The organism is Neoroseomonas eburnea, from assembly GCF_018129005.1.
Classification (GTDB): domain Bacteria; phylum Pseudomonadota; class Alphaproteobacteria; order Acetobacterales; family Acetobacteraceae; genus Neoroseomonas; species Neoroseomonas eburnea.
The window spans coordinates 47268-59120 of sequence record NZ_JAAEDL010000015.1 but is presented as its reverse complement, the minus strand read 5'-3'; the positions used below and the strand labels follow the sequence as shown (position 1 = coordinate 59120).

The 11853-nt window shown below is 70.0% G+C and carries 14 protein-coding genes; 10 read left to right on the top strand and 4 right to left on the bottom strand.

All coding sequences use genetic code 11. The features are described 5' to 3' along the window. Nucleotides 1–99 precede the first annotated feature (99 nt). Complete coding sequence (locus tag GXW74_RS15855) at nt 100–660, top strand: hypothetical protein (protein ID WP_211847504.1); 561 nt, start codon at nt 100–102, stop codon at nt 658–660. Here the strand turns inward: GXW74_RS15855 and araD are convergent. Next, nucleotides 654–2381, bottom strand: a complete 1728-nt coding sequence (araD, locus tag GXW74_RS15850) for an L-arabinonate dehydratase (protein ID WP_211847503.1) — start codon at nt 2379–2381, stop codon at nt 654–656. The genes GXW74_RS15855 and araD overlap by 7 nt on opposite strands. 55 nt (nt 2382–2436) lie before the next feature. On the opposite strand from araD, the gene GXW74_RS15845 reads away from it, so the two are divergent. The 6 genes from GXW74_RS15845 to GXW74_RS15820 all read left to right on the top strand — a co-directional run bounded on the left by GXW74_RS15845 (nt 2437) and on the right by GXW74_RS15820 (nt 7810). Next, nucleotides 2437–3150 (top strand): GntR family transcriptional regulator, encoded by a 714-nt coding sequence (locus GXW74_RS15845; RefSeq protein ID WP_246523449.1) that lies wholly within the window; start codon nt 2437–2439, stop codon nt 3148–3150. Further along, nucleotides 3147–4034: a dihydrodipicolinate synthase family protein gene (locus GXW74_RS15840; RefSeq protein ID WP_211847501.1), complete on the top strand. Its 888-nt coding sequence runs from the start codon at nt 3147–3149 to the stop codon at nt 4032–4034. Before GXW74_RS15845 ends, GXW74_RS15840 begins: the two co-directional genes overlap by 4 nt. A gap of 109 nt (nt 4035–4143) precedes the next feature. Continuing rightward, nucleotides 4144–5145 (top strand): TRAP transporter substrate-binding protein, encoded by a 1002-nt coding sequence (locus tag GXW74_RS15835; RefSeq protein ID WP_211847500.1) that lies wholly within the window; start codon nt 4144–4146, stop codon nt 5143–5145. Beyond that, the gene (locus GXW74_RS15830) at nt 5142–5657 is read left to right on the top strand and encodes a TRAP transporter small permease (protein WP_211847499.1); all 516 of its coding nucleotides are present in this window, start codon (nt 5142–5144) and stop codon (nt 5655–5657) included. Before GXW74_RS15835 ends, GXW74_RS15830 begins: the two co-directional genes overlap by 4 nt. Before the next feature lie 7 nt (nt 5658–5664). Beyond that, nucleotides 5665–6963 (top strand): TRAP transporter large permease, encoded by a 1299-nt coding sequence (locus GXW74_RS15825; protein WP_211847498.1) that lies wholly within the window; start codon nt 5665–5667, stop codon nt 6961–6963. A gap of 4 nt (nt 6964–6967) precedes the next feature. Then, nucleotides 6968–7810, top strand: coding sequence for an NAD-dependent epimerase/dehydratase family protein (locus GXW74_RS15820; RefSeq protein WP_211847497.1), 843 nt, complete (start codon nt 6968–6970; stop codon nt 7808–7810). Between the two features lie 28 nt (nt 7811–7838). Here the strand turns inward: GXW74_RS15820 and GXW74_RS15815 are convergent, their stop codons facing one another. Both GXW74_RS15815 and GXW74_RS15810 read right to left on the bottom strand, forming a co-directional pair. Continuing rightward, nucleotides 7839–8369, bottom strand: coding sequence for a GNAT family N-acetyltransferase (locus GXW74_RS15815; RefSeq protein ID WP_211847496.1), 531 nt, complete (start codon nt 8367–8369; stop codon nt 7839–7841). Nucleotides 8370–8382: 13 nt separating this feature from the next. Further along, nucleotides 8383–9462 carry a branched-chain amino acid aminotransferase gene (locus GXW74_RS15810; protein ID WP_211847495.1) on the bottom strand — a complete coding sequence of 360 codons (1080 nt, stop codon included), beginning with the start codon at nt 9460–9462 and terminating at the stop codon, nt 8383–8385. Between GXW74_RS15810 and GXW74_RS15805 the strand changes: the two genes are divergently transcribed. From GXW74_RS15805 to GXW74_RS15795, 3 genes are all read left to right on the top strand, one after another. After that, nucleotides 9461–9616, top strand: a complete 156-nt coding sequence (locus tag GXW74_RS15805; RefSeq protein WP_211847494.1) for a hypothetical protein — start codon at nt 9461–9463, stop codon at nt 9614–9616. The genes GXW74_RS15810 and GXW74_RS15805 overlap by 2 nt on opposite strands. 90 nt (nt 9617–9706) lie before the next feature. Then, entirely contained in the window at nt 9707–10264 is a 558-nt protein-coding gene (locus GXW74_RS15800) for a MarR family winged helix-turn-helix transcriptional regulator (RefSeq protein ID WP_211847493.1), read from the top strand. A 5-nt stretch (nt 10265–10269) separates the two neighbouring features. Further along, nucleotides 10270–10971 (top strand): response regulator, encoded by a 702-nt coding sequence (locus tag GXW74_RS15795; protein ID WP_211847492.1) that lies wholly within the window; start codon nt 10270–10272, stop codon nt 10969–10971. A gap of 298 nt (nt 10972–11269) precedes the next feature. On the opposite strand, the gene GXW74_RS15790 is transcribed toward GXW74_RS15795, so the two are convergent. After that, nucleotides 11270–11743 carry a helix-turn-helix domain-containing protein gene (locus GXW74_RS15790; protein ID WP_211847491.1) on the bottom strand — a complete coding sequence of 158 codons (474 nt, stop codon included), beginning with the start codon at nt 11741–11743 and terminating at the stop codon, nt 11270–11272. Nucleotides 11744–11853: the final 110 nt, after the last annotated feature.

The following is an 11853-nucleotide window of genomic DNA, read 5'->3' as shown; positions in this document are numbered from 1 at the left end:
CCCGGGCTGCGCGGGCTCGGCAAGGCGTCCCGCCGCGCAATCCCCGTGCGCTTCGATGGCCCGGGGGCGTAACATTCGCGGTGACCGGGAAGGGAGGCCATGTTCGACATCGATCGGCTCGTCGAGGATTGCCGCCAGGCGATCCAGCGGGACCGCACCCACAAGTCGGTACGGGAGGTGATCGCACGCGCCGTCTCGGACCCCGGAGCCGTCCTCGCCGCGATGGGCGAGCCGAAGCATGCGGGCCTCTTCCCCATCTACCGCTCGACCGAGTTGACCATCCTCAACCTGGTCTGGGGGCCGTACATGACGCTGCTGCCGCACGACCATCGCATGTGGGCCGTGATCGGCATCTATACGGGTCGGGAGGACAACATCTTCTGGCGCCGGATCGAGACCGGCGACGGCCACCATATCGAGGCCGCGGGCGCCATGGCGCTCGCCGCGCGCGACTGCGCGGTGCTGGGGCGCGACGTGATCCATTCCGTCACCAACCCGATCTCGCGCCTGACAGCGGCTCTGCACGTCTACGGCGGCGACTTCTTCGCCGCCGAGCGCAGCGAGTGGGACCCGGAAACCCTGGACGAACGCCGCTTCGACGTGGAGGCGGCGGCGCGGCGCTTCGAGGATTCGAACGCCGCGCCCAACCGCGGTCAGTAGATGTCCGGCTCCGGCGTCGGCAGCGTGCCTTCCAGGAACCGCAGGTCGCAGCCCTCGTCGGCCTGCGTCACGTTGTCGAGGTACAGCGACGTCCAGCCGCGCGCGTAGCGCCGCGGCGGCGGCGTCCAGGCGGCGCGGCGGCGCTCCATCTCTGCATCGTCCACCAGCAGGTCGAGTCGCCGCCCCGCCACGTCCAGCCGGATCAGGTCGCCGTCCCGCACGAAGGCGAGCGGCCCGCCGACATGGCTTTCCGGCGCAACGTGCAGCACGCAGGTGCCGTAGGAGGTGCCGGACATGCGCGCATCCGACAGCCGCACCATGTCGCGCACGCCCTGCTGCAGCATCTTCTTCGGCAGCGGCAGCATGCCCCATTCCGGCATGCCCGGCCCGCCCTGCGGCCCGGCCTGCTTCAGCACCAGCACGGAGTCCGGCGTGACCGGCAGGTCGGGATCGTCGAGCCGCTTCTTCAGGTCGGCGTAGTCCTCGAAGACGATGGCCGGGCCGGTGTGCTGCAACAGGCGCGGTTCGGCAGCGGAGGTCTTGATCACCGCGCCCTGCGGCGCGAGCGAGCCCTTCAGCACCGCGAGCCCGCCCTCCGATTGCAGCGGCCTGTCGAGCGGCAGGATCACCGTGTCGTCGAACACCTCCGCACCCTCGATGTTCTCGCCCATCGTGTGCCCGGTGACGGTGCGCGCGGAGAGGTCGAGGAAGTCGCGGATGCGGTTGAGGAAGGCCCGCGTGCCGCCGGCGTAGAAGAAATCCTCCATCAGGTTCTCGCCGGCATTGGGGCGGAGGTTCGCCACCAGCGGCACGCGCTGCGACAGCGCGTCGAAGCGCTCGAGATCCAGCATCACGCCCGCGCGCCGCGCCATGGCGATCAGGTGCGGGATGGCGTTGGTCGATCCGCCGAAGGCCATCGCCGCGGTGACGGCATTGTCCACGCTGCCCTCGGTAATCAGTGCCTGCGGCGTGAGGTCTTCCCACACCATCTCGACGATGCGCCGGCCGGCATCGGTGGCCATGCGCGGATGGGCGGAATCCGCCGCCGGAATGCTGCTGGCGCCGGGCAGCGTGAAGCCCAGCGCCTCGACCGCCAGCATCATCGTCGCCGCGGTGCCGGCGGTCATGCAGGTGCCGAAGGACCGCGCGATGCCGCCTTCCATGTCCTTCCACTGCGCCGGCGTGATGTTCCCCGCGCGGAGTTCGGCATGGTACTTCCACACATCGGAGCCGGAGCCGAGCGTCTTGCCGCGCCAGTTGCCGCGCAGCATCGGCCCCGCCGGGACGAAGATCGACGGCAGCCCGGAACTGATCGCCCCCATCATCAGTCCCGGCGGCGTCTTGTCGCAGCCGCCGAGCAGCACCAGCCCGTCGCAGGGATGGCTGCGCGCAAGTTCCTCCGTCTCCATCGCCAGCAGGTTGCGATAGAGCATCGAGGTCGGCTTCTGGTACTGCTCCGTCACCGGATGCGCCGGCAATTCGACCGGGAAGCCGCCGGCCTGCCAGACGCCGCGTTTCACCTCCTCCGCCCGCGTGCGGAAGTGGAAATGGCAGGGGCTGAGCTCCGACCAGGTGTTGATGATGCCGATCACCGGCTTGCCGCGGAAATCGGCCTCCGCGAAGCCGGCCTGCAGCATGCGGCTGCGATGGCCGAAGGCGCGCAGGTCGTCCACGCCGAACCAGCGGTGGCTGCGCAATTCCTCGGGGCGCTTGCGGGACATGGCGGGTCCTCCTCGTTCTTCCCGCGAAGGCTGCCAACTGCTATGGCAGATGTCCATGGCCGCTGCAGAGACAGCCCGCGGGAGGATCGCGCCGCTGGCCGAGGAGGACACGCTCTCCCTCGGCGAACGCGCCTATCGGCGACTGCGCGAGTCGATCGTGCAGGGCATGCTGCCGGCCGGGCGCAAGATCTCCGAACGCAGCCTGGCGACGCAGCTCGGCATCTCCGCCCAGCCGGTGCGCGAGGCGCTGCAACGCCTCGAGCAGGACGGCATGGTCATCACGCTGCCGCGCCGCGGCACGGTGGTGGCGGAGATGGGCCCGGCGCAACTCGGGGAGCTGGGGCGCATCCGCGCCGCCCTCGAAGGGGTTGCGGCCGCGCTGGCGGCGGAACGGCTCGACGCGGCGGCGCTGGCGACCTTCACCTCCATCCTCGCGCGCATGAAGGCCGGCACGGACGCCGCCGACCACGACATACTCGACGAAGCGAACGAGGAATTCCACGCGCTGATCCATCGCGCGACCGGCAACCTGTTCCTGATGCGCTCCCTCGCTTCGCTGCGCGCCTACGACCATCTCGGGCGCCGGCGCGCCGTGGGCAGCACGCCGCGGGACCTGCCCAAGGCGCTGCGCGAGCACCAGGGCATCGTCGCCGCGCTAAGGCGGCGCGACCCCGCGCTCGCCGAGGCGCGGATGCGCGCGCATGTGCTGCGCTCGCTCGTCACCAACGGCGTATTGTCGCCACCACCACGGGGGAAGCGGCCGCCATGACGCTGATCGAGGCGCTGTCCGGCATTTCCGGCATCCTGGTCACGCCCTTCGATGCGCATGACCAGATCCTCCCGGCCCGCCTCGGCCCCATCATCGCGCGCTGCGTCGGGGCGGGCGTGGACGCGCTGACCGTCAACGGCAACACCTCCGAGTTCTACGGCCTCACCGTCACCGAGGCCGAGCGCATGCAGGCGGAGGTTCCCGCCCTGGTCGCCGGCCGCGCGCGGATCATCGCCGGCATCGGGCGCAGCGTGACGGAGGCGGTCCGCCTCGCCGCGCGCGCCAAGGCCGATGGCGCGGATGCCGTCATGATCCACCAGCCGCCCGACCCCTTTGCCAGCCCGCGCGGCGTGGCGGACTATGTCCGGCGTGTCGCCGAGGCCGCCGCGCTGCCGGTCGTGCTCTACCTGCGCAACGCCGCCATCGGGCCGGATGCGGTCGCGGCGCTCTGCGGCCTTCCGGGCGTGGTGGCGGTGAAATGGGCGAACCCGGACCTCATGGCGCTGGCGCGTGCCATCCGCGCCGCACCGCACATCCGCTTCGTCTGCGGCCTGGCCGAACCCTGGGCGCCGCCGATGACGGCGCTCGGCGCGCAGGGCTTCACCTCGGGGCTGATCAACCTCGCGCCCGAACGCTCCGTCGCCATCCTCACCGCGCTGCGCGCCGGCGACATGCCGCGCGCCAATGCCCTGATCGCCGAGATCGGCGCCTTCGAGGCGCTGCGTGCCGAAGAGCAGAACGGCGCCAATGTCTCGGTCGTGAAGGCCGCGCTGGCACTCATCGGCGAGGATGTGGGCCATGCCCGCCCGCCGGCCTCCTGGCCGCTGGCGCCGGATTCCCTCGCGCGGCTGCGCGAGCTCGTGGCAGGCTGGCGGGCAGGCTGACGCGGGCGTTGACGCCCGCCGCGTCGCCGCATCAGACTGCCATCTGCTATTGCAGTTAACCAAGACCGAGGGGTGGCCCGACCCGCCCCCGACACGCGAGGAGATGTTCATGCACCCCACCCCCCGGCGGCGTGGCCGCCTCCTGCTGGCCGCGCTGGCGACGGCCGCCCTCGGTGCGATCGGCCTCGGCGCCACGCCTGCCGCCGCGCAGGAATGGCGCGGCTGGAACATCCATGCCGCCGACTATCCGAACGGCATCGGCATGGATGCCTTCACCCGCATGGTGGGCGAACGCACCAGCAACCGCATCCGCATGCGCACCTTCCATTCGGCGCAGCTCGGCCAGCAGGACGAGGCGATCCAGCAGATGCGGCTGGGGACCATCGATTTCGCCAACTTCAACCTCTCGCCCTTCAACAACCTGGCGCCGACGACGAATGTCGTGACGCTGCCCTTCCTGTTCCGCGACGTCGGCCACATGCAGCGCGCCATCGACGGCCCGGCGGGCGAGGCGATCGCGCAGGATCTCGAACGGATCGGCATCGTCGCCCTGTCCTGGTACGACGCGGGGGCGCGCAGCCTCTATACCACGCGCCCGGTGCGCACGCCCGCCGACCTGCGCGGCATGAAGATCCGCGTGCAAACCTCCGACCTTTGGATCGACCTGATGCGCGCGCTCGGCGCCAACCCGACGCCGCTGCCCTTCGGCGAGGTCTTCACCTCCCTGCAATCCGGCGTGATCGACGGGGCGGAGAACAACTGGCCATCCTACGAGTCCACGCGCCACTTCGAGGTCGCGCGCTACTACTCCACCACCGAACACTCCAACGTGCCGGAAGTCCTGGCGGTCTCCGCCCAGCGCTGGCGCCGGCTGAACGAGCAGGAACGCGCCATCCTGCGTGACGCCGCGCGCGAATCCGCCGCCATCCAGCGCCGCGCCTGGGCGGAGCGCGAGCGCGTCTCCCGCGAGCGCGTGGTCGCCGCCGGCGTGACGGTCATCGAGATCAGCGACCGCACGCCCTGGGCCGCGATGATGGAGCCGGTCTACGCGAAGTACGCCGCCGATGCGCGGCTCGCGGCGCTGGTCCGGCAGATCCGCGAGCTGCAGTGAGGGCCTTCTCCCGCGCGCTCGACATCCTGTCGGCGCTGACGGTGGGGCTGGCGAGCATCGCGCTCGTCGGCCTCATCGCCATGATGGGCTGGCTGGTCTTCGGCCGCTACGTGCTCAACGACACGCCGACCTGGATCGAGCGCGCGGCGACGCTCGCCATCCTCGCCATCGCCATGCCGGTGGCCGCGGTGGGGGTGCGGGAGCGCTTCCACCTGTCGGTCCTCGGCGTGCGGGAAGCGTTGCCGCGCACGGCGCAGCGCTGGATCGCGCTGGGCTGCGATGCGCTCATGGGCCTGTTCGGCGCGGCCATGGCCTGGTGGTCGTGGGAACTGGTGGACATGGTGGCGGCCTTCAGGATCCCGCTGCTCGGCATCAGCCAGGGCTGGACCTACGTGCCGATGACCGCCGGCGGCGCGCTGATGGTGCTCTATGCCATCGAGCAGGTGCTGAAGGACTTCCTGTCGAAGGAAGCGCCGGAACAGCGCGGCGTCGCCGCCGCCTTCCTGGAGTGACGCGCGCGTGGAACCTGGCCTGCTTCTGATCTTCTCGGTCTTCGCCGTCGGCGTCGTCGCCGGCGTGCCGGTGGCCTTCTGCCTCGGCATCGCCGCCGTCGCGGGCTTCATCTACGAGGGGCTGAACCCCGCCGTCGCCTTCCAGCAGATGGCGAGCGGCATGAGCATCTTCGCCCTGCTCGCCATTCCCTTCTTCATCTTCGCCGGCGAGATCATGCTGCATGGCGGCATCGCCCGGCGGCTGGTGGCGCTCGCCAGCGCGACGGTGGGCTGGATGCGCGGCGGGCTCGGCATGGTGGATGTCTCCACCTCCATGCTGTTCGGCGGCATCTCGGGCTCTGCCGTCGCCGACACCTCGGCGACCGGCACCATCCTGATCCCGGCGATGAAGGCGAAGGGGTACGGGGTGGACTATGCGGTGTCGCTGACCGTGACGTCGTCGATCGCCGGCATCCTCATTCCGCCCTCGCACAACATGATCCTCTATTCGCTGGCGGCGGGGGGCGGCATCTCGGTCTCGGCGCTGTTCATCGCGGGCATCGTGCCGGGGATCATGATGTGCCTCTTCCTCGGCATCGCCGCCTATGTCATGGCGGTGCGCCGCGGCTATCCGGCCGATGACTGGAAGGGCTTCCGGCACCTGGCCTGCACCTTCGTGGATGCGCTGCCGGGGCTGCTCACGGCCGTCATCATCCTGGGCGGCGTGCTGAGCGGGATCTTCACCGTGACGGAGAGCGCCGCCTTCGGCGCCATCTGGGCGCTGCTGGTGACGATCACTGTCTATCGCGCGCTGCCCTGGAAGGATTTCGTCATCGCGGCGAAGGCGAGCGTGCGCACCACCTCGGTCGTCTTCCTGCTGGTCGGCACGGCCACGGCCTTCGCCTGGCTGCTGGCCATGTACCGCCTGCCGGAGATCCTGACCGACGGCATGCTCGCCATCAGCGACAACCCGATCGTCATCCTGCTGCTGATCAACCTCTGCCTGCTGATCCTCGGCTGCGTGATGGACATGGCGGCGCTGATCCTGATCACCACGCCGATCTTCCTGCCAGTGGTCATGGCCATCGGCATGGACCCGGTGCAGTTCGGCATGGTGATGATGATGAACCTGGGCCTCGGCCTGACCACGCCGCCGGTGGGCGCGGTGCTGTTCGTCGGCTGCGCCATCGGGCAGATCCGCATCGAGCACATCATGCGCACCATCATCCCCTTCTGGGGTGCGATCATGGTCGCGCTCGCGTTCACCACCTATTGGCCGGCGATGTCCCTGACGCTGCCGCGCCTGCTGCTCGGCTACGGAACCTGACGCCATGACCGCACCTGCCAGACCCGTCCTGCTCACCGGCGCCTCCGGCGCGCTCGGCCGCCATCTCGCGAAGGCGCTGGCCGAGCACGGCTGGCGGCTGCGCCTGACCGACATCGTGCCCTTCCCGGACCCGCTGCCGGCCGGCGCGAGCTTCGTGAAGGCGGACCTCAACGACGGCGTCGCGCTGATCCGCCAGGCGGAGGGCTGCGGCGCCATCCTCCACTTCGGCGGCGTCTCGGTGGAACGTCCCTTCGAGGAGGTGCTCGGCCCGAACCTCCGCGGCCTCTACCACGTCTATGAGGCGGCGCGGCGTGAAGGCGCGCGGGTCGTCTTCGCGAGTTCCAACCACTCGATCGGATTCCACGAGCGGCCCACCGGCAATGCGGAGCGCCTCGACTTCGACTGCGCCTTCCGTCCGGACGGCTACTACGGCCTGTCCAAGGCCTATGGCGAGCTGATGGGCCGGATGTACTGGGACAAGCACGGCATCGAGAACGTCAACCTGCGCATCGGCTCCTGCTTCCCGAAGCCGGTCGACCGGCGGATGCTCTCGACCTGGCTGTCCTATGGCGACCTGACGCGGCTGGTCGAGCGCTGCGTGCTCGCCGAACGCGCCGGGCATGCGGTGATCTGGGCCTGCTCGGACAACCCGGCCTCCTACTGGGGCCGCGACCACCGTGAGCGCCTCGGCTGGGCGCCGCGGGATTCCGCCGAACCCTGGCGGGCGGAGGTCGAGCACGTCACCGCCGATCCGGTGACCGAGCGCTACCAGGGCGGCGGCTTCACCGCGATGGAGTATTCGCGCCACACGCCATCGCCGCGGGACGCCTTCTCGCTGGAGGAATGATCGCCGGGGCGGCGCCTGGGCGGTCGCGCTACCCGCCGGCCCCGCAGGCGCGCACCAGCTCGTCCGCCCGAGCCCAGGTGATCGGCCGGTAGCGCACGCGTTCCCCGTGCAGTTCGGCATCGTAGGGCTGGCCCGCCATGCCGCCGAGGCGGTGGTAGAAGCGCAGCGCCCCGTCATTGCCCTCGATGATGGTCAGCGCCGCCCGAGTCGCGCCTCGCGCCATCAGCGCCGCCACGGCGCGGCCGAGCAGTTGCGGCCCGGTCCCGCCGCCACGCAGGCCCGGACGGAGGTGGAGGTTGTCCACATAGGCCTCCGTCCCCTCGAGCCAGGCGGCGCAGAAGCCGCGCAGCCCGTCCTCGCCTTCCGCCAGCAGCACGATGCCGGGGCGCGGCGCGGCGAAATGATCCCGCCACATCGCCGCGTGCAGCGCCGGCAGGCGGTCCCGCAGCAGCGGCGCCGGCAGCAGCCCGGCATAGGATTCCTGCCAGGACGCCGTCAGCAGCGCCGCGACGGCGACGGCATCCTCCGCCTCCGCGACGCGGAAGCGGACGGTCGCCATCGGGGCCGGCCGCTCAGGCCGCATCCACCGGCACGATGCTGGTCCAGCCGTGCGGGTCGTTGCTGCGGCCGTACTGGATGCCGACGATCGCGTCGTAGAGCTTCTGCGTCAGCTCGCCGGTCTGGCCGCCGTTGATGAGCACGTCCTCGCCCTTGTAGCCGAGCGTGCCCACGGGCGAGACCACGGCGGCGGTGCCGGTGCCCCACATCTCCTTCAACGTGCCGTCGCGGCCGGCCTGCATCACCTCGTCGATGGTGATCGGCCGCTCGCTGACCTTCAGCCCCCAGTCGCGCATGAGCTGCAGCGTGGAGGCGCGCGTCACGCCATCGAGGATGGTGCCGGCGAGCGGCGGCGTGATCACCTCGTCGCCGATGCGGACCATGATGTTCATGGTGCCGACCTCGTCGAGGTACTTGCGGTGCACGCCGTCCAGGTAGAGCACCTGGGTGTAGCCGTGCGCCTCCGCGTCCCGCTGGCCGGCGAGGGACTGCGCGTAGTTCGCCGCCGTCTTGGCTTCCCCGGTGCCGCCCTTCACGGCGCGCACATGCTTGTCGGTGGCGAGGATGCGCACCGGCTTCACGCCTTCCTTGTAGTAGCTGCCGACCGGCGAGAGGATGAGGAAATACAGGTAGTTGTGCGCCGGATGCACGCCGAGCATCACATCCGTCGCGATGATGGTCGGGCGCAGGTAGAGCGCGGTGCCCGGCTTGCGCGGCACCCAGTCTGCGTCGAGGCCGACCAGGGCGTCGAAGCTCTGGCGGATGATGTCCACCGGCAGGTCCGGCATGCACATGAGCTGGGCCGAGCGGTTGAAGCGTTCCGCATGGCGCTGGGCGCGGAACAGCCGGATCTGGCCGTCGCTGCCGCGGAAGGCCTTGAGCCCGTCGAAGATCGCCTGGCCGTAGTGCAGCACCGAGGTCGCCGGATCGAGGCTCAGCGGACCGTAAGGCTCGATCCGCGGATTGAACCAGCCCTTCCCCTCCTCGTAGTTCATCAGGAACATGTGGTCGGTCGTGACCTTGCCGAAGGAGAGCGAATCGTCCGCCGGCTTCTGTTTGGGCGAGGTGGTGCGGGTGATCGGGAACTGGCCCATGCTGCGTATCCTTCCTGATTATTCATGCGTGCGGGCTGGCGATGAGCTTGGCGCGGCAGAGGCGGAAAGCGCCAAGGAATCGGCCCGGCTGTCGGACGGCACTGGGCCCATGGCGCATCCCCCTGTCGGCCGGCAAAGCGAAGGCCGCATGTGACGAAAGAATGTTGCTTCAACGCCACTTAAGTTAGAATGACATGTCTAATCGGTCAATGATACTGACCCAAGCGGAGGTCCACGCCAGCACATGCCAGCCAAGAGCAGCGCGCAGATCGCGGATGCGCCGGAACGCAGCTCGCTGCCCGCCGGGCGCAACCTGCTGTTCCTGCGGGAGGAGGAGCTGCGACTCGCCCAGGACCTGCTCTTCTTCGGCTATCGCGACTTCACCGCGGGCGCCGACGAGATCCTCGCCGAGCTCGGCATGGGCCGCGCGCATCACCGCGTGCTGCACTTCGTCGGCCGGCGGCCGGGGATCACGGTGGGCGACCTGCTCGGCATCCTGGCGATCACCAAGCAGAGCCTCGGCCGCGTGCTGCAACCGCTGGTCGAGGAAGGCTACGTGACCCAGACGCCCGGCCGCAACGACCGCCGCCAGCGCCTGCTGACCCTGACGGAGAAGGGCGCCGCCCTCGAACGCCGCCTGTTCGAGCGGCAGCGCGAGACAGTGATGCGCGCCTACCGGGAGGCCGGCCCTGCCGCGGTGGAAGGCTTCCGCCGCGTCATGCGCGGCCTGATGGGCGACCAGGCCCGCACCGCATGTGAGCTTCTGGAGGGGCCGGCCGCCGCGCCGGGCAAGCCACGATGAATGGAATGGCCGAGACCGCGCATCTGCTCGTCGTCGACGACGATGCGCGGTTGCGCGACCTGCTGCAGCGTTTCCTGACGGAGCAGGGCTTCCGCGTGACCGCGGTCGCCGATGCGGCGGCGGCGCGGCGATCGATCTCCGCCATGATGTTCGACCTGCTGGTGCTCGACGTCATGATGCCGGGGGAATCCGGCCTGGCGCTCGCCGAATCGCTGCGCCGCGAAGGCAATGAGGTGCCCATCCTGATGCTGACGGCGCGCGGCGCGCCGGAGGACCGCATCGCGGGCTTCGAGCACGGGGTGGACGACTACCTGCCCAAGCCCTTCGATCCGCGCGAGCTCGCGCTGCGCATCCGCACCATCCTGCGCCGTGCGGCGCAGGCGCCGACGGTGCAGCCGCTCGCGAATGCGCCGGTGCAGCTCGGCCATCGATGGTTCGACATCGAGCGCGCGGAGCTGCGCGGGCCCGATGGCGTGGTGCGGCTCACGGGCGGGGAGGCTTCACTGTTGCAGGCGCTTGCGCGCCGCGTCGGTGAGGTGCTGAGCCGGGAGGAGATCGGCACTGCCCTCGGCACGCCCGAGGCCGGCGAGCGTGCGATCGACGTGCAGGTCACCCGCCTGCGCCGCAAGGTGGAAGCGGACCCGCGCGAGCCGCGCTTCATCCAGACGATCCGGCATCGCGGCTATGTGCTGAGGCCGGGGCCGTGAGCGGGAAGGAAGGGCGGGGGAGGGGAGCCTCCCCCGCTCCCCCTCCCTTCTTTGGCACCTGGGACCTGACCCCGGCGACCGACGCCAATGTTCCTTGACACATCCTTCCGGACATCCGGGATCACGCGGGATTGTCGGGGATAGTGCGGGATAAACCCCCAGAAAAATTGGGTTTTCGCTCGATTGCGCCGACGCTGCAGGCGGCGGTGCCAGGTTCCGGAAATCGGGCATCTCGGCTGTGTTTTGACATTGGGTTCCGGAAAATTTCGGGTCGCGCTCTGACGCTCTGAAGAGGCTCTTAGGGGGCGCTCGAGGGCGGCGGCGCGGCATCCTCCACCTCGGTCAGGTGGTCGTACAGCACCAACGCGATCCGCATGATCAGGGTGGGTGTGACGGAGGAGCCGGCGATCCGCTCGGAGGCCATCTCGTAGGCGCGGGCCAGCCGCTCGGGGTTGACCTGCCAGGCGATGCCAGTGCCGCCGGACGCCCGTCCGCCAGGGCTTGGCTCCGCGACGCCACGGCCAGGCAGAAAGCCAGCTTGCGCCGGGATTTGCGACGGATGGAACTGCTCCCGCGGCGGATCCGACGCGCGCATCGGGCCTTCCCCCGTCGCCAGCCAATCGAGCCGCACGCCGGTTGCGCGCGCGAGCGCGGCGGCGTTGGACAGCTTCATTTCGCCCCCATCGGCGTAATTCGTGATGGTCCCGTAGGCCACGCCGGAGAGGCGAGCCGCATCCTTCTGGGTGCCGACGCGCGCGATCGCCTCCTTCACACGCGCGCCACGCGCTCGATCCAGGCTTCCAGGTTTCGCCTTCGAACCTGGAAGCCGATTTCCAGCTTCGGATTTCGCTTCCATCATCCGAAATCAGCCAGCCACATCAA

Bases quoted from the DNA above. Each gene is read 5' to 3' on its own strand.
- GXW74_RS15810 (WP_211847495.1), bottom strand. From the start codon at position 9,462: ATGGGCCAGTTCCCGATCACCCGCACCACCTCGCCCAAACAGAAGCCG.
- araD (WP_211847503.1), bottom strand. From the start codon at position 2,381: ATGTCCCGCAAGCGCCCCGAGGAATTGCGCAGCCACCGCTGGTTCGGC.
- GXW74_RS15855 (WP_211847504.1), top strand. From the start codon at position 100: ATGTTCGACATCGATCGGCTCGTCGAGGATTGCCGCCAGGCGATCCAG.
- GXW74_RS15800 (WP_211847493.1), top strand. From the start codon at position 9,707: ATGCCAGCCAAGAGCAGCGCGCAGATCGCGGATGCGCCGGAACGCAGC.
- GXW74_RS15840 (WP_211847501.1), top strand. From the start codon at position 3,147: ATGACGCTGATCGAGGCGCTGTCCGGCATTTCCGGCATCCTGGTCACG.
- GXW74_RS15845 (WP_246523449.1), top strand. From the start codon at position 2,437: ATGGCCGCTGCAGAGACAGCCCGCGGGAGGATCGCGCCGCTGGCCGAG.
- GXW74_RS15815 (WP_211847496.1), bottom strand. From the start codon at position 8,369: ATGGCGACCGTCCGCTTCCGCGTCGCGGAGGCGGAGGATGCCGTCGCC.
- GXW74_RS15820 (WP_211847497.1), top strand. From the start codon at position 6,968: ATGACCGCACCTGCCAGACCCGTCCTGCTCACCGGCGCCTCCGGCGCG.
- GXW74_RS15835 (WP_211847500.1), top strand. From the start codon at position 4,144: ATGCACCCCACCCCCCGGCGGCGTGGCCGCCTCCTGCTGGCCGCGCTG.
- GXW74_RS15795 (WP_211847492.1), top strand. From the start codon at position 10,270: ATGGCCGAGACCGCGCATCTGCTCGTCGTCGACGACGATGCGCGGTTG.
- GXW74_RS15805 (WP_211847494.1), top strand. From the start codon at position 9,461: ATGCTGCGTATCCTTCCTGATTATTCATGCGTGCGGGCTGGCGATGAG.